The organism is Polaribacter vadi (genome assembly GCF_018861005.1).
GTDB classification, from domain to species: Bacteria; Bacteroidota; Bacteroidia; order Flavobacteriales; family Flavobacteriaceae; genus Polaribacter; species Polaribacter vadi_A.
This window is the reverse complement of the sequence record NZ_JAHKQL010000015.1, coordinates 281,598-305,053: the sequence shown is the minus strand read 5'-3', so window position 1 is coordinate 305,053 and position 23,456 is coordinate 281,598. Positions and strand designations below refer to the sequence as shown.

Here is a 23,456-nt window from a genome sequence, read left to right as displayed (position 1 = left end):
AGAAACTATGAAAAAGTTAATAGCTATTATTTTTTTAACCCTAATTATAATGGGCTGTAAAAACAATAAAAAAGATGATATAACTTCAATTGATTTTGTTACAGAAACAATAGGAGATGTTGATTTTGGAAAAACAAAAATGTCTGACTATACTCCTGAAATTAGGGAGAACATGAAGAAATTGTATGAAGATAAATTCGGGTTATTTGTTCATTACGGACCATATGCGCAACTTGAAGGTGAATGGCAAGGTAAAGAAGGTGCTGCAGAATGGATTATGAGAAGAAGTTTTATACCTGTAGCAGCGTATGAAAAAGAAGCTGCTGGAAAGTTTAAACCTGAAAAATTCAATGCGAAAGAATGGGTAGACATTGCCGAAAATGCAGGAATGAAATTCATCGTGCTTACTGCAAAACATCATGATGGCTTTGCTATGTATAAATCAAAACATCCTTATAACTTATATGACTTTTCAGGATTTAATCGTGATATTTTAAAAGAACTGGCAGAAGAATGTAAAGAAAGAGACATGAAGTTGGGCTTTTATTATTCACAAGATCAAGATTGGCATGAAAAAGGTGGTGCTGGTAATGATTGGGATTTTGGTAGTGTTATAAAACCAGCTGATGAATTTGATACCTATTTTAGAGAAAAAGCGGTTGCACAGATAAATGAGTTAACCACCAATTATGGCGATATTTTTATGGTTTGGTTTGATACACCTTTTCAAATTACAGATGAACAAAGCCAATTGATGATGGATGCTGTGAAAAAAAATCAACCAGGAGCATTAGTAAACGCACGACTAGGAAATGGATATGGACATTTTGATGTTTCGATTGATAATGGTACTACACCAAGTGTAAGTAAAGCAACATGGCTTTCAGATTTAAAAGTGCCATGGCAAACACACGAATCTGTTACAAAAAATGGATGGGGTTATACATCACGTGGAGCAGAATTGGATCGTTCTGAAGATTATTCAGATTTCATTTACAGTTTGTGTAGAATTGTTGGAAATGGAGGTGTTTATCTTTTAAATGTAGCGCCTAGACCAGATGGAACTATTCCAGAATCGCAAGTCAACAGCATTAATGCTATTGGAGATTGGCTAAAAATAAATGGCGAAGCAATTTACGGAGCAGATCCAAGTCCGTTAAAATTCCCACCTTATGCCATTACTAGTAAACCTGGAAAAGTGTATTTACACTTTAAGGATTTAGAAGAAGATCAAGTGGAAGTTTCTGGCATTTTATCCAAAGTAAACAAAGCATACGTTTTGGCAGATACAGCTAAACAATCTTTAACTTTTAAACAAGAAGGTGAACAAATTAGTGTTACAGTTCCTAATCACTTAAAACAACCGAGAGTAACTGTGGTTGTTATGGAAATAGAAGATAAAGAAGCCAAAATAATCGACGAAACTATTCAACAGCAAAATGATGGAACCATAAATTTACCAGTTTCAAAATGTGAATTTGCCATTAGAAGAATAAGTTATGATTACGATAAAAAAGTAACACATCGCTGGGGCGAAAATACCAAACAAGGTTTAATTTGGACGATTAATGTAACGCAACCTGGAATTTTTAAAATCGTAAGTGAAGATACAGGTGATGATAATTTTACCTACAATTTAATAACACCTAAAAAAACGATTGAACTAAATGCCAAAGGAACCATTGGAGGTTTGACAAAAAAAGAACAAGATGGAAGTGTAACTTTAAGCAAAGGAATACATGAAATTAGAGTTTATCCAAAGGTAAAAACCAGCAAAAAAACAAAACAGAGGTATAAGTTTAAGGGAATAGAGCTAATTCCATTAACAGAATAACATAGTTTAGAGATATTAAATTTCATAATAATTAATAATCAAAATGATTAAAAAAATAACATTTCTTCTTTTCGTAATTGGGCAATTTAGTTTTGCACAACAAAACCCGATTCTTAGAGAAGGCAATCCGAATTTCTTATACACAGCTGATCCAGCTGCAGAGGTTTTTAACGGGAAAGTGTATCTCTATTGTTCACACGATCAACCTGATGCTATTAATTATGAGGGTATGAAAGATTATGTGATTTTAGAATCATCAGATTTAAAAAATTGGATTAATCACGGAGTTTCTTTAGACCCTCAATTAGACAAAGGTTTTGAATATGCGCAATCTAATATGAATGCTCCAGATGCTGCTTATAAAAACGGTTGGTATTATTGGTATTTTCCAAGTGATATTACGCACGTAGGTGTAGCCAAAAGCAAATCTCCAACAGGTCCTTGGCAATCTGCTGTCACCAATGAGATGACCACAATTTTTGATCCAACAGTTATTGTTGATGATGATGGTCAAGCATACATTTTTGGTAACGATCATTGGGTGGATATTGGCGAAAAAGGTTCACACATAATGGGTGCCAAATTAAAAGATAATATGGTTGAATTAGATGGACCTTGGGTTCGTTTAACAAAAGAAACGGTTAATGAAGCAGTACACGTTTTTAAAAGAAATGGAATTTTTTATTTCAGCGCCAGAGTTGGGCCAATTACTAAATATTGGATGGCAGATTCGCCATTACCAAAAAACTATGCGACATTTAAAGGAGAACTTGCTCCCAATTCTCCTGAATCTCCAAATCATACTTCTGTAATCGAATTTAACGACCAATGGTATCTTTTTTATCATAGAGGAGATGTGAATAATGGTAATCGTTATAAGAGATCAGTTTGTTTTGATAAGATCACATTTCGAAAAGACGGAACCATAGAACCAATTGTATATACATTGGATAAAAATGTGGAAATAACGAAACCAGTTTATGCAAAACGAAAAAGAAGAGAACAGAAAAAGAACAATCCTAAAGGAAAACAAGTGGTTTTTGAAGCAGCTGAAAGTATTCGTTATGAAGCCGAATATTTTAGTTCTATGTCAGGTAATTTAAAAGTAGAAAAAATTAAAACGGATAAAAATAGTGAAAGCGTAATTCAGCTTTCAAAGAATTCTTGGTTGGGTTATACTGAAATTGAATTCGGCAAAAGTGCTGCACCATTTTCTTTTCGCGTAAATGTTTCTGCACCAAAAGAAGGAGCTAAAATTGTAGTGCGAATTAACAGTCCTACAGGAGCAATTTTAAAAACCATTCCAATACCATCAACAGGAATAAACAATTACAAAACCATTGCAACAACACTAAATAGAGTTAGAGGAGCACAAACAATTTACTTATGTTCAGAAGGTGATGATGAAGGTATATTCAATCTAAATTGGTTTGAATGGACACCATCGAAAAGAGAAAATAAGAAGCACTAATATAGCATGATATTAAATAAAATACATCAATTCAAGATATATAAAAATATAAGACTCATAGTTTTAATGACTATTGTAGCATGCAGTTCAGTAAAAGAAAAAAAGAAAGTTAGTGAGTTAAAGTCTCAAAAACCAAATATAATTCTAATTATGACTGATGATCAGGGTTATGGAGATTTGGCTTGTCTTGGAAATCCGATTTTAAAAACGCCTAATCTAGATAAGTTGCATAGCGAGTCTGTAAGGCTTACCAACTTTCATGTAAGTCCATTTTGCACTCCATCAAGAGCAGCCCTTATGACAGGACGTTACCCAGGTAGAACTGGAGCATATCGCACCAGTAGTGGGCGCACCTTGCTTCATATAGATGAAAGAACAATGGCTAATGTGTTTTCAGAAAACGGATATACTACAGGAATGGTTGGGAAATGGCATCTAGGAGATAATGCCCCACATAGACCACAAGACAGAGGATTTCAAGATGTAATTTGGCATAAATCTGGAGGAGTTGGTCAAGCATCAGACTACTGGGGCAATGACTATTTTGATGATACTTATGAGCGAAATGGTAAAAATGAAAAATTTGAAGGCTATTGCACTGATGTATGGTTTAATGAGGCTATCAACTTTATAGAGAAAAACAAGGAAGAGCCATTTCTACTTTATTTAGCAACCAATGCACCACATGGACCTTATATTGTTGGTAAAGAATGGAGCGAACCATACAGAGACAAGGCTAAATGGAAATTCGGCCCTGAATTTTATGGTATGATTGCCAATTTTGACTACAACTTGGGGATTCTTAGAAATAAACTTGAAGATCTAGGAATAACTGATAACACCATATTAGTATTTATGTCTGATAATGGTACAGCAAAAGGGGCGAGTTTTAAAGGACTGAATTCAGAAGCATTGAAGGGATATAATGCTGGTATGCGAGGAAAAAAATCTTCGATTTATGAAGGAGGTCATCGCGTGCCTTTTTTCATTCATTGGCCTGATGGAGGTCTGCAAGGAGGAAGAGATGTTGATGCACTTACTGCTCATATTGATGTATTGCCAACACTAGCTGATTTATCTGGAATACCAATCTCAGATTCCCACAATCCTGATGGAATATCTTTTAAACCTATCTTGGAAAATTCTAAAAATGCAAAAAAACGAGACCATCTTGTTGTACAATTTCAGGGAGGGCCATTTTTTAAAGGTTCACCAAAAGAGTGGGAATTTACATGTGTCATAAAAGATAACTGGCGACTAATTAACGGAACAGAACTTTATGATATTCAAAATGATCCTAGTCAAAAAAGAGATATTTCATCTGCCAATTCAGAAAAGGTAGCAGCGTTGCGAACACTTTACACACCGTTTTGGAAATCTGTTTCACCACGTATGACTCCTGTTTCTATTGATATTGGTAACACCAAAGAAAACCCTACGTTTTTATGTTCACAAGATTGGTACTTGCCTAGTGGAAATCCTCCTTGGAATTTTGGTTCAATCAAAAGACTTCCATCAGTTACTGGACCCTGGATGGTAAACGTTAAAAAAGCAGGTTTATATCGATTTACACTTCGTCAATTCCCTGAAGAAGCAGATAAAGTAATTAAGGCTGTGAGAGCTAAAATTCAGATAGCTGGAAAAGATGAGGAAATGAAAGTGAAACAAGGTAGCAAAGAGGTTGTTTTTGAGTTGGAAATCCCTGCTGGGAAAACGGAACTTATTACCTATCTCTATACAAGTGAAGGGAAAATGGGAGGAGCTTATTTTACTGAAGTAGAAGCACTATAGGATAGGAAGGTTTAATAACATATTCTTAAAGAATAGCCGAAATGAAAGCAAATTTATTCCCTTAAAAAAGCGAAGGGTTTTTTAAAAGGATTTAGAGTAATCAATTTTATGAATAATTATTAGAATAAATATGGATAGTAAACAAATAAGACCTTTTTTAGAAATATTAATTTGTTCAGTTGCATTACTGATTCTATTTTCGTGTAAACCAAACTTAACTATTAAAGAATCTTCTTTTAGTAAATCACTTGTTTCTGGAAAATTTATTCTGCCAGCAGAAGAAGGTTGGTGGAATTGGGGAATGTCTCCTATTTATGACGAAAAAGGAAAACTACACGTTTTTATGTCTACAATTCCAAATAAAGGACGTTGGATAAAAGACAGTAAAATTGTTCATTTTACAGCAGATACACCAGAAGGGCCTTATCAATTTATTGACACCACATTTTCGAGTAAATCAGCAACTTATCACAATCCACAAGTATCTAAAGTTGGTGATACTTATGTTATGGTGTATTTGGTAAAAGAAAGAACAACGCCAAGATTGGCACAACAAATAGGTATTGCAACTACAAAATCTTTGGATGAACCTTGGGTAGAAAGTCCACACAATCCAATTATAAAAGCATCAGGAAAAATGGATGGAGCAAATATTATTCACGCTTCCAACCCTACTTTTTTGGTGGATGAAAATGGTAAATATCGAATTTATTACAAGTCAATTACAGATAATCACAAAGATTTTAGAGAAATTTCTTTAGCGATTGGTGATAATTTAGAAGGGCCTTATGAAAATTATAAAGAAAATCCATTAATTTCTTATGCAGATATGGGCTTAGATATAGAAGATCCTTATGCTTTTTATTACAAAGGGAGGTATTATCTAATTGTTGAAGATCGTATGGATGTAAAAAGTGCGTTGGAAGGAAATCCAAAAATCTTGGGTAAAAAACAATTAGGAGGAAAACGACCAGGTTTAATATATCAATCTAAAGATGGAATACATTGGGATAGACCAGAAATAGGATACAATACAAACAGTCATTATTTCAATCACGAATTGGCAAGAAGCGAAAGGCCTAACATTTTATGGGAAAATGGCAAACCAGCCTATTTGTTTTTGGCTTGTCACGATGAAGATCCAACAGCAGGATATTTCTTAAAAATTGAAAATTGGAAATAAAAAGTTAATTAATAAGGACAACTTTAAAATGTATATCAAAATGAAAAATAAAAACATTCTATTAGCGATTGTTTTATCTTTTATTTCAGTCGTAAGTTTTTCTCAGAAAAACCTTACACATCCATATTGGGCACCAAAAACCTGGCAGCTCAGAGCAGATGATATCACTACAATTATGGGTTTTAGAGCTCAATTGACTGGGAATTTGAATCACCTAGAAAGACCAACACCAGAAGTTGTGAACAATGCTTTTATCCGAGGTTTTTTTACTAAAGATGATGTAATGACTTGGGAAGTAGAAGCACCTTATGAAGCTGAATATAGCATTGCGCTTTTGTATACGGGTAGTAATAATATTCTTTCAAAATCAACATTTGAAGTTACTTCAAGAAATACAACAATTATTGAAAAAGCTAATATCAAAAATTGGGAAACAAGGCCTATTGTACAAAGACATTATTTAAAACAAAATTTAAAACTCAAAAAAGGAATCAATAAAATCAGTTTTCGTTTAGTGACTTTTGGCAAAGAAATTGAAGTGGAAGTAAATAAAGAAATAAAAGCCAATACAAACAAAAAACCAAATCCTTTTGCTTTTTGGTCTATAGAATTGGTGCGTCCAAAAGCACTTACAGCAATTAAAGCCAGAGCAAAGGCAATGAAAGCAGATGTACAATGGATGGTAGATGGAAAATATGGATTGTTTGTACATTTTTCATCAGGATCAAGACCATATAATGGAGGTCCAAAATTAGGCGAACAGTATCAAAAATTGGTAAATGAATTTGATGTGGATGCTTTTGTAGAAAAAGTAGTAGAAATAGGTGCTTCTTGGGTTACGTTTACCTGTGCTCACGGAACTCAACATTGGCCAGGACCTAGTAAAACTATAGATAGCATAAAATCAGGTTTTACTTGTGAAAGAGATTTAATCAGAGAATTGATTGATGGATTAGGAAAACACAATATTCGTTTAATGTTGTACTACAACCCTAATAGTGGAATGGAAGATTTGTATGGTAATACCTATGGAAATGGTAAAACTCCAGATTCATCAGGATATTTTCAATTCTTAGAAAACCATTTTCGTGAAGTAAGCTTACGATATGGTGAAGATTTAGCAACCACAGGAGGTTATATTGATGATGGAGGTTGGAAAGTATATCAACTAGATCCACCTTGGGAAAAATTTGCGAAAGCAATTAAAGCAGGAAACCCAAATGCTCCTGTAGGATTTAGCCAAAATCTGTTTGCAAATTTAACTCCTTTTAGTGATCTAGTAGTTTCTGATGGATCAGGTAGAGTACCAGAAATTCAATCAGATTTCTTGTTCAAAGAAGGTGGGCAGTTAGAAGGTCAATATCCGGCTAGTTGGTTTTATATGGATGGTTGGTCAAGCAGAGTAAAAAACGGAAAGTTTACGCAAAAACCTAAATTTTCAGCAGAAAAATATATTGAGATTTTTAAAAAAGCAGATCAGGCAAATATGCCGATTACAATCAATTTGGCAATGACACCAGATGTAACAAAAGATCACCCTATTTTTAATCCAGAAAGTATTGAAATTATGAAAAAGGTACGTAAAGCAGTAAAAGGATATTAATCAATAAAAAACATCATTAAAAGGAATCAAAAATGATAAAAGCAAAAATTTTAGTACTACTATTAACCTATGTAGTTGCCACTGGTTTTGAATTAAGTGCACAAAAAAAAACATATATAAATAGCGATGGAAGTACATTTGTACCCAAAGGTTTTTATCCAAAATTTAGTTGGGAAACTACTCCTCAGTATTTTATGTTTCAAGATAAGAACCGCTTATTAACTTCTGAGGAAGTGAAATTTATAGCAGCGCGTACAGATTTTATTTGCATTGAAAAATCGCACGGAAAAAAACAATTAGGATCTGCTGAGCTTGGAGCTAAAAAAGAAGCAAAAGCATTTAGAAAAGTAAACCCTAACATCAAAGTGTTGTTTTATTTTAATTCTGCCTATGCTTGGACTTATACTTCTTATACCAAAGATTTTACCAAGAAAGGTGTCAAGAAAAATCCAAAATTAAAAGAGTTTTTAATTAATAATCCAAAAACGGGAGAGCTAGCAGAACATTTTGGGGCATATTGTTATGATTTATTAAATCCTGAATTCCGTGAATGGTGGGTAGAAACTGTAGCAAAAGGAGTTAGAGAATCTAATTGTGATGGTGTTTTTATCGATCAAATGCACGGAAACAGTAGATTTCGTAAGGAAGAGAAACCTGAGCTTCAAAAAGCAATGGGAGAAATGATGGCTGCACTAAAAAAGAAGTTGGGGCCTGATAAAATATTGTTAGGTAACAATGCCAATAATAAAGATGCAAGTGATGTATATCCTGTTTGTGATGCAGTAATGTTCGAAAACTATTCAAAAGCTAGATTTAAAAAAGAAAGTTTACTAAGTGAATGGGGAGATATGCTAAAAAATGCCAAAGAAGGAAAAATATCCGTTTTTCGACTTGGAGTTGATGGGTTTGGAAGAGGAAATATTCAGCCTAATATGCCAGAATTATCTAAAGAAAAATTGGAGTTTTCTCTTGCTTGTTATTTAATAGGAGCTCAACCCTACTCCTACTTTATGTACAGTTGGGGATGGAAATTAAGAACAGGACCTTTGGTAAATTATCCTGAACTACAAAAACCTCTTGGTGCTCCTAAAGAGGCTTACAAGAGAATAACACCAAATGGTTGGGAATTTACTCGTGAATTTGAACACGCCAGTGTTTGGGTAAATACAGAAAGTAGAGAAGCAAAAATATCTTGGAAATAAAGTAATTAAGTAAAATATTTAAAAAATGAAAATTAAAAATAAATCTATTTTATATACGTGTAATTTGTTAATGTTGATGGTTTTTAATGCGTCAATTTTTGCTTGCGCAGTAAATAAATCTTCGTCAACTAATCCTCTTAAAAAAAACAACACAGTTACCAATAAAGTTGATAAACCCAACAAAACATTACGTCTTTGGTATAATCAGCCAGCGACTAATGATAATAAAGGTTGGATAAATCGTTCAATTCCAATGGGAAATGGTTACATGGGCGTTAATGTTTTTGGTGGTATTGCCACAGAACGAATCCAAATTACTGAAAATAGTTTATATGACTGGGCAGAAAAAAATCGTGGTCTTCGACGTAAAGGGTTGAATAATTTTGCCGAAGTTTATATTGATTTTGATCATCAGAACACTAAAAACTACAAGCAAGAATTAAACTTAAATAAAGGTATTTCTTTTGTAGAATATGAACAAAATGGAGTAAAATATTCAAGAGAATACTTTACAAGTTATCCAGACAAGGTAATGGCAATTCGTTTAAATGCCTCCGAAAAAGGTAAATTATCATTTACATTGCGTCCAACAATCCCTTTTTTAGGAGAAGCAAAATCAGGTACTGTTTCTGCTAAAGACAATATAATTACCCTTTCTGGGATAATGAATTACTACAAAATCAAGTTTGAAGGGCAGTTCAAAGTGATTCCTGTAGGAGGTAAAATGAACGCAACCAAAAAAGGTACAATTAGGGTTTCTGATGCTGATAGTGCTTTAATTCTGATTGCAATCGGAACCAATTATAAACTAGATTCTCAAATATTTCTAACGGATGAACCAACTAAAAAATTGGAAGGTTTTCCAGATCCTCATAAAAAAGTAACTGCATATTTAGAAGATGCGTCAGCAAAATCTTATAACGAATTATTGAAAAATCATTTAGCAGATTATACCAATCTTTATAATAGAGTGAATTTTAATTTGGGCGCTGATGAACCTAAAATTCCAACAAACGAGTTGATTGATGCATATCCAAATGGAAATTCTAGCAAATACCTAGAGGAATTAGCATTTCAATATGGACGTTATATGTTAATATGTTCTTCTAGAAAGGGGACACTTCCACCCCATTTACAAGGAATTTGGAATGTTTATGAAAGACCTCCTTGGTCATCTCAATATTTACACGATACAAACTTACAAATGGCGTATGCACCTGTTTTTTCAACTAATTTAACTGAGTTGTTTGAATCTTATGCAGATTATTTTAAAGTTTTTGAAGCACGTCAACGTTTATATGCAACACAATATATTAAAGAGTTTAATAGTGCAGAGCTTGATGCTAATGGAGATAATGGTTGGTCTGGGCCATTTTGGAGTAATCCTTATGATATTCCTGCCAAATCTAAAGTAGCAGGTTTTGGAACAGGTTCATGGATTGGTTTACTGTTTTGGGATTATTTCGATTATACACGTAATAAAACCTTGTTAGCAAATAAAGTATATCCAGTAATTTATGAACAGGCTAACTTTGTATCTAGATTCGTTACTAATACTGATGGTTTTTTATTAGCCAATCCATCATCTAGTCCAGAACAAAAGTTAAGAAATACAGTAGGTACAACTTTCGATCAACAAATGTTTTTCGAGAACCACCACAACACCCTAAAAGGTGCTGAAATTTTAGGAAAATCTGATGTCAGACTACCAATATTCAAGTCACAACTTCCTCTATTAGATCCAATCCAGATAGGAAAATCAGGTCAGATTAAAGAATTTCGTCAAGAAGAATTTTTCGATGATATAGGAGATCCTAATCATAGACATACTTCAATGTTGTTAGGTTTATATCCAGGGCAATTGATTAACGACAAAACTCCAGCTTGGTTAGATGCTGCTGAAGTTAGCCTCTTAAAACGAGGTCATAAAACCAACATTGGTTGGGCACGTGCAGAAAGAATAGCAATGTGGGCAAGAGTACATAATGAAGAAGAAGCTTATTCTTATTATAAAGAATTACTAAGCGAAAACTATTTACACAATTTATTTAACGATCATCGTGGAGACCCATTGTTTCAAGCAGATGCGAATTATGGTGCTACAGCTGGAGTTGCAGAAATGCTTTTGCAAAGTCAAGATTATGTAATTGCACCTTTAACTGCTTTGCCAAAAAACTGGTCAGAAGGGAGTTATAATGGTTTATTAGCTCGTGGTAATTTTGAAGTTTCTGCAGCTTGGTCAAAAGGTCAAGCTAAGAAGTTTGAAGTATTGTCTAAATCAGGAGGAATCTTAGAGTTTAGATATCCAAATGTTGCCAAAGCAACTATTAAAACATCAAAAGGTAAAACTGTAAAATTTGTTGTTAAGGATAATGATTTAATTACTATTAAAACAGAAGTAGGTAAAACTTATGTTATAAATGCGATTCCAGAATTTACTTCTGTGGATGCACCTTCGAAATTGAAGATTGATAATAAAGATAATAAAGTTAAACTTTCTTGGAATAAAAGTAAGGATGCTGTTTCGTACAACATTTATAGAGCTGTAGGCAACTCACCAACTTATGAGTTGGTCGCTTCTAAAATTACTAATACTGATTTTGTTTATAAACTTTCTGATCTTAAAAAAATCAGTCAGATGATATTCAAAGTTACATCAGTAAGAAACGATGGACGTGAAAGTAATAAAGGTGCAACAACAATTTTGCTATTACCTTAAAATTTAAATTTTAGCAAATGAAAATATTAAAAAATATTAGCTGGCTGTTTATTGGAGTATTCATTATTTTTTTGAGTATTACTAGTTGCAAAAAACAAGTTGAGGTACCCTCCTATTTAAAAGGGTATGAAGATGCCTATGCAAAAAATCCAAGAGTTGCTGCTTTGCAATGGTTTGAAGAAGCAAAGTTTGGCATGTTCATTCACTATGGATTATTTAGTTTAACTGAAGGATATTGGGGAGAAATACATTCAAAACCAGCAGAATGGGTACAATTGCGTGCAAAAGTTAGACCTGATGAATATGCAAAATTAGCAGATAAATTTACCGCTGAAAATTTTGATGCAGATTTAATCACAGATTTGGCTGTAGATGCTGGCATGAAATACATCAATATTACTACCAGACATCATGATGGTTTTAGTTTGTTCGATACAGAATTTAGCGATTTTAAAAGTACAAATAGTGCTGCAAAACGCGATTTGGTAGCAGAATTAGCAGAACAATGTCATAAAAAAGGCTTAGGATTATTTTTCTATTATTCTCATGGACGTGATTGGAAACATCCACATTCGCCTAATAGAGAAGATTGGGGTGGAAATCCAAAGCCAGATTACAATCCTAAAGAAGAGTCATATAAATATGGTGAAGAACAAGACTTGCAGTTATATGTAGATTTTATGAAAAATCAAATAACAGAGTTGTTAACCAAATATGGGCCTATTGCAGGAATTTGGTTAGATGGTAGAGCTGTGCCTAATTCTACACCAGAAAAAATAGCCGAATTGAAAATTCAAGAGTTATACGATCACATACATTCGCTTCAACCTCAAGTTTTGGTTTCTTATAAACAAGGCGTTTTAGGTACTGAAGATTTTAAAGCTCCAGAACGTCATTTTAAAGGAGAGTCAGATGTTCCTTTAGAAATTTGCAACACAATGCAACCTTATGCTTGGGGATATGATAGAGATAATGATGTAGGACACAAAACTACTGATGAAGTGATGGAAATGTTAGCACACACAAAAAAAATGAAAGCTAATTTATTATTAAATATTGGGCCATTACCAGATGGAACTGTTTTTCCAGATGACATTAAAACGTTAAAAGAAGTTGGAAAACGCTTAAAGAAATAAACGATGAAAACGATTTTAATCCAATTTAAGTGGATGCTTTTTTCACTTTGTATAATCCTTTTAACAGGATGTAACAATTTGAGTGAAAAGATAGAGTTATACGTCTCCATTTCAGGTGATGATAAAGCATCTGGAACCACTGTTGCTCCTTTAGCAAGTATTCCAAAGGCTCTTGAAATCGTTAGAGAATTTCGTGATAAAGGAAATTCAAAACCAGCTTTTATCTATTTAAGTGGTGGACGTCATCAATTAAATAAAACACTTTTTTTAGGTATAGAAGACGGAAATCAGAAATCAAATTCAGTATCAACACAGTTAACTTTTGCTGCGTATCCTAAAGAAAAACCTATTGTGAGTGCAGGAGTTTCCGTAAATGATTGGGAATTATTACAATCGCATCCTGAATTACCACAAGTAGCAAAAGGAAAAGTTTGGGTAGCAGATATTCCAGATGGAATTGATAAATTTTATACACTCTATGATGGGAAAGGACGCCTAAATCGTGCAAGAGCAGAAGGTTTTATACCCACTAAAATGGGTGATAAAAGAACAGTTCACTTTCCAAAAGGAAAAATAAAGAATTGGGAAAATCTTAAAGATGTTGAACTAAATATAAGACCCAGTCGTGCTTGGATGATTAATATGTTACCATTAGAATCTGTAGATGAGGAAAAATTAGTAGCAAAAACAAAAGTATCATCAACGTATGCGATGGGAGAATTAGCACATTGGGTACATAAAAAAGATGGTTATTCTGCTTGGATTGAAAATTCACTTGAATTCCTAGATACACCAGGAGAATGGGTAGTAAATACTGAAACACGAAAAATTTACCTATGGCCAGTCAATACAACAGATAATGGTTCTCCAAAAGGAATTTTGGCACCAACAATAACTGAACTAATTCGCGTAGAAGGAAATATCGATTATAAAGGCACTAAAGACCAACCTGTAAAAGGTATTTCATTCTCAGGGATTACATTTTCTCATGCAGATAGAAGAGCTTGGGTAGATGATAAAGATCAATTGGGTTGGGGTATGCAACATGATTGGGATATGTTTGATAGACCTACAGCAGCATTACGTTTTAGAGGAGCAGAGAATTGTGAAGTTATCAATTGTAAGTTTGTAAATTCTGGTGGATCTGGTGTTCGTTTTGATTTACATGCTCAGAAGAATAAGGTTGAAAATTGCGAGTTTTCTTATCTAGGAGAAGCAGGAATTTTATTGGCAGGTTATGGCCCAGGGACTAAAGATGTCAATCATCATAATAAAATTATCAATAATCATATTCATCACTTTAGTGAAATAACATGGCACTCTCCAGGTATTTGGGCCTGGCAAAGTGGTTACAACCAAATTGCCCACAATTATATTCATCACAGTGGATATGCTGGAATTTTAATTACCAATCGTATTGAGCCAGATAGAAGATTAAATGGTGAGGGAGGAAGAACAGTCAGACATCATGAAATTCCTGATGAGGTTATTAAAAACACAAAAGAGAACTATGAAAATTGGAAGGTTCGTGAAAAATTTAATCACTCAAGACATAATATTGTAGAGTATAATGAAATTACACATGCAGTACAATTATTGTCTGATGGTAACTGTATTTATGTTTCTGGAGCAGGTACAGGAAATATCGTTCGCTATAATTATTTACATGATAATTTAGAACATTCAATGCCAGCACCAATTCGTTGTGATGATGATCAGCATGAAACATTGATCTTTGGTAATGTTCTTTATAATAATTACGCTTTTAGTGCAGGAATTGCATCAAAAGGAGTCAATGATATCATCAACAATATTATTGTAGCGCCAAGAGTAGCACCACGATTTGGATATATCAGTTTTGAATGGGTTCCTGTAACCGGATCAAAAGCACATAAAAATATTATTATTTCTCATCCTGATGGAGGAAATGCTTATGCAGAAAGACCTCGTAAAGATCAGGTAAAAAACCTTCCAAATTTAAACCAAACAGATATGGATGAAAATCTGTATTATCATCCTAAAAATCCGAATTGGATGAATGCACATTTTAAAAGAATGCGTTTATTAGGAAAAGAGAAAATGAGTCAATTTGGAGACCCGATGTTTATTGATGTAGAAAATGCAAATTTTGGATTTAAAGCAGATAGTCCAGCTTTAAAACTAGGTATAGAACCATTAGATGTAAGCAAGATGGGAATGATTAAAAACTAAATTAAATTTTTTCTGGTTTTTCTTGATTAAACTGTAAGATAGTACAATTGAGGGCATAAGAATTCCAATATGATAGTTTTTAGCAAATTAATAGTTGTTAAGAGCAAGTATGTTAAGATATTTAAGAGCAAATTTGTAATAAATAGAAATTCTTAATCAGGAGTAAAAAAAGCTATAAGTATTCAAAATATAGTATTGCATTACTCCTTAAATGTACTTACAAAATGAAACAAAAACTATTAGTTGTCTTCACGTTATTTTTAATTTACACAGTTAGTGGTCAAAATAAATCTCAGAACAAAAAACCCAATATCATTTACATATTAGCAGATGATTTAGGAATAGGAGATTTAAGTGTTTATAATGAAAACAGTAAAATACATACCCCACATTTAGACCAGTTAGCTGATGATGGAATGCGATTTACAGATGCCCATACTTCATCTTCAGTTTGTACACCAACCAGATATGGTATCATAACAGGAAGATACAATTGGAGAACACCATTAAAACAATTTGTTACTTGGGGTACTTCACCAATGTTGATAAAAGATGATCGTTTCACTGTAGCCGATTTGTTACAACAAAATGGTTATAAAACTGCAAATATTGGTAAATGGCATTTGGGGTTAAATTGGGATCTAAAAGACACTAGCAAAGAATTAGAACATTACTCTAGTGTTAAAGATAAGTATCCAATGGAACAATTAGATTATACAAAACCCTTAAAAAAAGGAGCTTTAGATTTAGGTTTCGATTATTCCTATTTATTAGCAGCATCACTAAACATGCCTCCTTTTGTGTATGTAGAGAATGATAAAGTGGTGATGCAGCCAACAGGTATTTCTGAACAAAAAAGAAAATCAAATAAATATGCGTATTGGATAAAGGGACCAATTTCTAATGACTTTAAACATGAAGAAGTGTTACCTGTTTTTGTTGATAAAACAGTTTCTTATATCAAAGAAAACGCAAAAGACGATAAACCTTACTTTATCTACTTACCATTACCAGCACCACACAATCCAATTTTACCAACGGCACCTTGGAAAGGAAAAAGTAAAATAAATCCTTACGCAGATTTTGTTTTAATGATTGATGATTTAATGGGGCAAATATTTAAAGCAGTTAAAGAAAGTGGAGAAGAAGACAATACTATTATCATTTTTACAAGTGATAATGGATGTGCGGCAAATGCCAATTATGGAGTGTTAAAATCTAAAGGACACAACCCAAGTTATATTTATAGTGGAAACAAAGGAAGCTATTTAGAAGGAGGTCATCGAGTTCCTTTTATCGTAAAATGGCCAGAAAAAATCAAGCCTAATACTATTTCTGATGCAACCATTTGTACCACAGATTTTATGGCAACCACTGCCGATATTGTAAATTATAATTTAAAAGATAATGAAGCAGAAGACAGTTATAGTATGTTGCCTTTGTTGTTACAACAAAAAGGATATGAAAGAGAAGCAACTATTCACCATAGCAAAGAAGGTGTTTTTGCTATAAGAAAAGGAGATTGGAAATTAATTGTATCTGCAAACAAAGGGTTAAATGCTATGGGAAGACCTTTAAAAAAGTTAAAAGACTTGCCAGAAATTATATTGTATAACTTAAAAATTGATGTTGGAGAGCATGTGAATTTAGCAGAAAAACATCCTGAAAAAGTAAAGGAACTGAAGCAATTATTAATCAAACAAATTAATGATGGAAGAAGTACATCAGGAAAACCACAAAAGAATGATGAGATAGATTTTCCTTGGGTACAGGCAGCTTTTGCTATAAAATAAATTAGGAGTTTTTTACGGAAATAGGTTTTCAAGAAAATAAACAAAATTTAAACAACAATATATGTTTATGAAAAAGGTATTTATTGCATTGCTCGTTCATCTTTCAGTAATTCAAGGTAGTTTTTCACAAGAAAAAGTGTGGAGTGAAACTGAGTTGGAAAAACAAGAAAGAATGGCTTGGTGGTCCAATGCCAAGTTTGGTATGTTTTTACATTGGGGTGTTTATTCTGCTTTTGGAGGAGAATGGAATGGCATTGATTATGGAAAAGAAATGGGAGCTGGAAGTGCAGAATGGATCTATCTTTTAGCTGATATCCCTAAGGAAGCTTATGAAAAAAAAGCACAACAATTTAATCCTGTAAATTACAAACCAGCAGAATGGGTAAAAATGGCCAAGGATGCAGGCATGAAATATATGGTGTTAACCACAAAGCATCATGATGGATTTGCCATGTTTGATACAAAAGCATCTGACTGGAATGTTGTAAAGTCGTCAGCTTATAAAAAAGATTTGTTGAAAGAATATATAGATGAATGCCATAAACAAGGTATGCGTGTTGGAATTTATTATTCACATGAAAAAGATTGGTATCATTATAAAAAAGTAAGAAGAAATGCTGCTGTAGTTCCAGAAGATTATAAAAAAATAGTAAAAACTCATTTAGAAGAATTATTAACTAATTATGGTCAAATCGATTTAATTTGGTTTGATATGGGCGTAAAAAGACATGCAGATTTAAATCAAATGTGTTATGATTTGGTTCGTAAATATCAACCTAATTGTGTTGTAAGTAGTCGAATTGGAAATAATCTTGGAGATTATGAAAACTTAGGCGATCGTGAGTTAGCATCTCCTGGTGCTGAAGGATACCTTGAATCTATAATGACTTTAAGACATAATTGGGGCTATGACAAAAATGATTCAAACTGGAAACCTTCAGAAGAGGTAATTTCAATGTTGTCAAAGTGTGCTTGTAGAAACTCAAATTTTCTATTAAACATTGGCCCAGGACCTGATGGTTGTTTTACCCCTGAAGAAACAGCGCGTTTAAAAGATATCGCAAAATGGACAAAAGTAAATGGAAAATCTATTTATGAAACAAAAGGTTCTCCTTTTAAGGGAGAGTATAAATGGGGTTCTATAACAACAAAGGAGAAAAAAGTTTATTTACATCTTTTTGGTGATGAAAATAAAACCATCAATATAAACGGGATTAAAAGCAAAGTAAATAAGGCCTATATTTTAGGCAATAATACACCTGTGCTTTTTACTCAAAATACAGACAAGGCAACAATAACAGCAACTATTCCAAAAGATACATTTAATCAAACATTACCTGTGGTTGTTTTAGAGTTGAATGGTGACTTAGAAATAGATTTAGCTAAAGGACCAACATGGATTCCTCCAAGTATACATCATACAAAACGCAAAGAAACTTCAGGAATATTAGTTGAATCTGATGGAGTAAATTTTATGCTAAATGATAATAAAAAACAGCATTCATTCAGTTTAAATGAACAAATACAATATCGTATTAATGATCATGGTAATATCCAAATAGTTCCAGATTTCAAATTGATAAAAGATAACAAATATAAAGTTGTATGTACTACAGGAAAAAATCCTGTTGTTGAGATTATTACATTAATGAAATAGCATTAATAGAAGAGATGTTTTATAAAAAAATATTGTTAAATCTAGTAGCATAAAAAGTAGTTTGGGAAACTTTTAAAGTTAGAATAACATATCCTGAAAATATAAAAAAACATATACTAAATGAAAAATATTGTTAGACTTTTCGCCGTCTTAATTTTGACTCAGTCATCTTTTGCCTTACAAAATAAGCAGAAACTTCCAAACATTGTTTTAATTAATGCAGATGATTTAGGTTATGGCGATTTGAGTTGTTATGGAGCAACAAAGCTTCAAACACCGAATATCGATAAATTAGCTAAAGAAGGACGAATGTTTACGGATGCGCATTCAGCTTCTGCAGTTTGTACCCCATCACGATATGCGCTGCTTACTGGAGAGTATCCTATTAGATACGGAAATTTAAACAGACCTATTTTTCTTAAAGACAAATTAGTAATTGATACCCAAAAAGAAACCATAGCATCAGTGTTAAAAAAAGCAGGATATGCAACAGCTTGTGTTGGAAAATGGCATTTAGGTTTTGGAACAACAAAACCTGTTGATTGGAACAAACCATTAACTCCAGGTCCTAATGAATTGGGTTTTGATTATTACTATGGCGTACCAGTGGTAAATAGTCACCCTCCTTTTGTATATGTAGAGAACCATAATGTGGTTGGACTAACGGAAGATGATCCATTTGTGTATGGAGAAAAAGCCAAAACAAAAGAAGTTTTTGAAAAAATGAATTTGGATGATATTGGAGGAGCTGATAAAGCACATGCATTATATGTTGATGAACAAGTAGGAACTCATTTAAAAGAGAAAGCAATTGGTTGGATGAAAGCACAAAAAGAAAAGCCTTTCTTTCTGTATTTTGCCACCACAAATATTCACCACCCTTTTACACCTGCACCACAATTTAAAGGAACCAGTGAATCTGGCTTGTATGGCGATTTTGTTCATGAATTAGACTGGATTGTTGGTGAAGTTATGCAAACGCTTGAAGAAATGGGAGAGGCAGATAATACATTGGTCATATTTACAAGTGATAACGGAGGGATGTTTAATGCCACTGGACAAAAAGCATGGAAAGATGGCCACAAATTAAATGGTGATTTATTAGGTTTTAAGTTTGATGCTTGGGAAGGCGGTCATCGTATTCCATTTATCGCTCATTGGCCTAATAAAATAAAACCTGGAGAGGTGTCTGATCAATTGATTTGTAATGTGGATATGCTAGCAACATTCGCAGCACTTACAGAACAGAAATTGGAGCAAGGACAAGGACAGGATAGTAAAAACATATTAGGAGCAATTACTGGAAAAACTAATAAACAGATAAGAAACGAAGTGCTTCTAGCACCTAAAAGAAATTCTCATTTGGTTATTCGTAAAGGAAATTGGTTATATATAGGAGCTCAAGGCGGAGGAGGTTTTGGATCTAGAAAACAGGGACATCATGCCTTTGGAGGACCTGCTGCCATATCTTTTGCAGGAGAAATTAATAGTGATATTAAGGATGGTAAAATAAAAGCAGATGCACCACCTGCACAGCTGTACAATTTGAAAACGGATTTGTATCAAACAAAAAATTTGTATAGCCTATATCCTGAAAAAGTAAAAGAGATGAAAGCATTACTGAATTCTTATCAAGGTAAAAAGTAAAGGAACTAATTAAATTAGTCTAGCCAATTAAAAATTATTTTAAAAAGTATACAATGAAAAACCTGAAAATAACTAAAATATTAATCTTAAGCCTGCTCTTATCAATAACAACGGTCTCATTTTCTTACTCCCAATCAAAAAAGAATATCAGTATAGAGACACTTCTTCACGAAATGATTGATCGCGATATGGTGGCAAGTTTTCCACAAAAAGATTTTCGTTTAAAGCAAGAGAGCAGTTATAACCGGGCATCTGTGAGTCCAAAAGATTCAGTAGGTTGGTTTACGAACAAAGATTTAAACAATAATGATAAAGACCGAAACTTTATTAGAATTGAAGAAAATAATGGACAAAAAGAATGGGTTTTAATGGATCATAAAAATCCTGGGGCAATTGTACGTACTTGGATGCCTTTTAGATCTACAAAAAGAGTAAACACAAATAGTATTATTAAGATTTATTTGGATGGAGCTACAGAACCAACACTACAAGGAAATATGCTCAATCTTTTAAACGGAACAGGTTTAATTCCTTTTCCTTTGGCACATAAATCTTTACGATCTGCAGTGTCTTTTTTTCCAATTCCTTATGCAAAAAGTTGCAAAATCACGGTTACAGAACGTCCTTTTTTCTATCAATTTACCTATAGAGAGTACTCAAAAAAAACAAAGATAAAAACATTTACATTGGAGGATTTCAATAAAGCAGAAGATCAAATAAAACAGGTTTGTAAAACTTTAATGGCTCCAGAGAATACAGCAGAAGGAAAAACGGTAAGATTAAAAGAAACATTGAAGCCTAATGAAGAAAAATCTATTGCGTTGCAAAAAGGTAATGCAGCACTTCGTGTTCTTTCATTGAAGCTTGGAAGTTATAAAGATTCTTTAATAACACGTTCTGTTATTCTAAAAATGGAGTTTGATGGACAACAAACAGTTTGGTGTCCAATAGGCGATTTTTTTGGTTCAGGAATTGGTTTAAACCCTTTTCAAGGTTGGTATAGAACTGTTTCAGAAGATGGAACAATGTCCAGTCGTTGGGTAATGCCTTATCAGAAATCAGCTAAAATCTCTGTACTTAATTTAAGCAGTCAACCAATTGATATCGAATTGAATACAATAATTGGAGATTGGAAATGGGATAAAAACAGTATGTATTTTAATGCTGCTTGGAGAGGGCAAAACCCTGTTCCTACACGTCCTTTTTCAGATTGGAATTATGTAACTCTTAAAGGACGAGGAGTTTATGTAGGTGATGCTTTAACTATAAAAAATCCAGTTGAAAAATGGTGGGGAGAAGGAGATGAAAAAATTTGGGTAGATGGAGAGGATTTCCCATCTATTTTCGGCACTGGTACAGAAGATTATTATGGATATTCTTGGGGAGGTATGAGCACCGATTTTTACGAACATCCATTTCACGCACAACCTTTTAGTTACAAGTATAATAAATTAAATAGAAAAACGAATATAGGAGAACGAAACACAAAAGGGTATAGTACAGAAACGCGTACACGTTCATTAGATGTGATGCCTTTTGGAAGTTCACTTCAACTAGATATGGAAGTTTGGAGTTGGACAGATTGTGATATGGCTTATGGTGTAGGTGTGTATTGGTATGGAGATGCTGCAACAACGTCAAATAGAGTTCCAGATCCAAAAGCAGTATTGTCTGCCAATTAAAATTACTATAAAAAATAATAAAACTAAAAAAATATAAAATGAAATCACTTAAATTTATTCAAATAGGATTATTGATCTTGTTGGCGAATTGCACAGTAATCAGTCAAAATAAATCGCTTAAAAATACCAGACCTAATATTATTTTGGTGATGACAGACGACCAAGGAATGGGAGATTTGGCGTGTATGGGAAATCAAGTTTTAAAAACCCCAAATATTGATGCTTTTTATGCCAAATCAACGCGCTTTACAGATTTTCAAGTAAGTCCAACTTGTGCCCCAACAAGAGCTGCAATTATGAGTGGAAATCGTCCTTTTGAAGTTGGAGTAACACATACTATTTTACAACGAGAAAGAATGTCTCAAGAGGTGTTTACAATGCCACAAGCTTTACAATCAGCAGGCTATAAAACAGGTCTTTTTGGTAAATGGCATTTAGGTGATGAAGAAGCATATTTACCAACAAACAGAGGCTTTGACGAAGTGTTGATGCACGGAGGTGGAGGAATTGGACAAACCAGATATGGTGATTTTCCTGCAAATGAAGAAAATTTGTATTTTGATAATGTGTTGTTGCATAATAGTACAATAGTAAAAACAAAAGGTTTTTGTACAGATGTGTTTTTTGATGCAGCTATGGCTTGGGTTAAAAAACAAAATGAAACAAACGAGCCTTACTTTGCCTACGTTTCTTTAAATGCACCACATGCACCATTGGTGGCACCAGAAAAATATAAAAAACGCTTTTTAGATTTAGGGTATGATAAAGGAACTGCTGGGCGTTATGGAATGATTGAAAACATTGATGATAATTTTGGTGCTATGATGCAAAAATTAGAATCTTGGAATGCCTTAGAAAATACACTCGTTATTTTTATGACAGATAATGGAGCTACACATTTAAGTGGTAAATTAAACGGAACAAAATTAAGGCATTTTAATGCTAATTTAAGAGGAGGAAAAAATTCACCTTTTGAAGGTGGTACACACGTACCTGCGTTTTGGTATTGGAAAGGTAGATTAGGCAAAGGAGTAGATATCGATAAACTGGTTTCTCATATCGATTTATATAAAACGTTTACAGAAATAGCAGGAGTTCAGCTACCTAAAAAAATGCAGAAATTAAGCGGTCGTTCTTTATTACCCCTTATTAAAAATCCAAATGCAGAATGGTCAGATAGAGAACTATTTATACATTGTGGTCGTTGGAAAGACGGTCAAAGAGAAGAATTTAAATTTAAAAAATCTGCGGTTAGAACACAACAATGGCGTTTTAGCAACAACAAAGAGCTTTTTGATATTTCTGTAGATCCTTTCGAAAAGAATAATGTAGCAGCAGAAAATCCTGAGGTAATTGCTGGGTTGCAAAAATCTTTCGATCAATGGTGGGAGAATGTAAAACCATTAATGGTTAATGAAGGTTTGCCAAAAGTAGCGCCCGAAGATCAACCTTTTGCAAAACGTTACATGAAACAACTAAAGGAATCTGGTATACCAGATTGGGCGCCAGAAAAAGTTGAATAAAACT

Annotated in this window: 14 protein-coding genes; all 14 read left to right on the top strand. The window is 33.4% G+C overall.

Annotated elements, in window-relative coordinates:
• Positions 1 to 7: 7 nt before the first annotated feature.
• The 14 genes from KO506_RS08100 (at position 8) to KO506_RS08035 (ending at position 23,452) form a co-directional block, all read left to right on the top strand.
• Entirely contained in the window at positions 8 to 1,834 is a 1,827-nt protein-coding gene (locus tag KO506_RS08100) for an alpha-L-fucosidase (protein ID WP_215994390.1), read from the top strand.
• A 43-nt stretch (positions 1,835 to 1,877) separates the two neighbouring features.
• Entirely contained in the window at positions 1,878 to 3,305 is a 1,428-nt protein-coding gene (locus KO506_RS08095; RefSeq protein WP_215994389.1) for a family 43 glycosylhydrolase, read from the top strand.
• 6 nt (positions 3,306 to 3,311) lie between these two features.
• Positions 3,312 to 5,096 (top strand): arylsulfatase, encoded by a 1,785-nt coding sequence (locus KO506_RS08090; RefSeq protein WP_215994388.1) that lies wholly within the window; start codon positions 3,312 to 3,314, stop codon positions 5,094 to 5,096.
• A gap of 130 nt (positions 5,097 to 5,226) precedes the next feature.
• Positions 5,227 to 6,279, top strand: coding sequence for a glycoside hydrolase family protein (locus KO506_RS08085; protein WP_215994387.1), 1,053 nt, complete (start codon positions 5,227 to 5,229; stop codon positions 6,277 to 6,279).
• Between the two features lie 40 nt (positions 6,280 to 6,319).
• The gene (locus KO506_RS08080; protein ID WP_215994386.1) at positions 6,320 to 7,882 is read left to right on the top strand and encodes an alpha-L-fucosidase; all 1,563 of its coding nucleotides are present in this window, start codon (positions 6,320 to 6,322) and stop codon (positions 7,880 to 7,882) included.
• A 32-nt stretch (positions 7,883 to 7,914) separates the two neighbouring features.
• Positions 7,915 to 9,084, top strand: coding sequence for a putative glycoside hydrolase (locus KO506_RS08075; RefSeq protein ID WP_215994385.1), 1,170 nt, complete (start codon positions 7,915 to 7,917; stop codon positions 9,082 to 9,084).
• 25 nt (positions 9,085 to 9,109) lie between these two features.
• Complete coding sequence (locus KO506_RS08070; RefSeq protein ID WP_215994384.1) at positions 9,110 to 11,803, top strand: glycoside hydrolase family 95 protein; 2,694 nt, start codon at positions 9,110 to 9,112, stop codon at positions 11,801 to 11,803.
• A 17-nt stretch (positions 11,804 to 11,820) separates the two neighbouring features.
• Complete coding sequence (locus tag KO506_RS08065; protein WP_215994383.1) at positions 11,821 to 12,939, top strand: alpha-L-fucosidase; 1,119 nt, start codon at positions 11,821 to 11,823, stop codon at positions 12,937 to 12,939.
• A 3-nt stretch (positions 12,940 to 12,942) separates the two neighbouring features.
• Positions 12,943 to 15,150 carry a right-handed parallel beta-helix repeat-containing protein gene (locus tag KO506_RS08060; RefSeq protein WP_215994382.1) on the top strand — a complete coding sequence of 736 codons (2,208 nt, stop codon included), beginning with the start codon at positions 12,943 to 12,945 and terminating at the stop codon, positions 15,148 to 15,150.
• 224 nt (positions 15,151 to 15,374) lie between these two features.
• Positions 15,375 to 16,943: a sulfatase family protein gene (locus tag KO506_RS08055; RefSeq protein ID WP_215994381.1), complete on the top strand. Its 1,569-nt coding sequence runs from the start codon at positions 15,375 to 15,377 to the stop codon at positions 16,941 to 16,943.
• A 67-nt stretch (positions 16,944 to 17,010) separates the two neighbouring features.
• Positions 17,011 to 18,600 (top strand): alpha-L-fucosidase, encoded by a 1,590-nt coding sequence (locus tag KO506_RS08050; RefSeq protein WP_215994380.1) that lies wholly within the window; start codon positions 17,011 to 17,013, stop codon positions 18,598 to 18,600.
• A 120-nt stretch (positions 18,601 to 18,720) separates the two neighbouring features.
• Positions 18,721 to 20,247, top strand: coding sequence for a sulfatase family protein (locus KO506_RS08045; RefSeq protein WP_215994379.1), 1,527 nt, complete (start codon positions 18,721 to 18,723; stop codon positions 20,245 to 20,247).
• Positions 20,248 to 20,420: 173 nt separating this feature from the next.
• A complete protein-coding gene (locus KO506_RS08040; protein WP_215994378.1) occupies positions 20,421 to 21,929 on the top strand; it encodes a glycoside hydrolase family 172 protein in 1,509 nt (502 codons plus the stop codon).
• Between the two features lie 38 nt (positions 21,930 to 21,967).
• A complete protein-coding gene (locus tag KO506_RS08035; RefSeq protein ID WP_215994377.1) occupies positions 21,968 to 23,452 on the top strand; it encodes an arylsulfatase in 1,485 nt (494 codons plus the stop codon).
• Positions 23,453 to 23,456 lie beyond the last annotated feature (4 nt).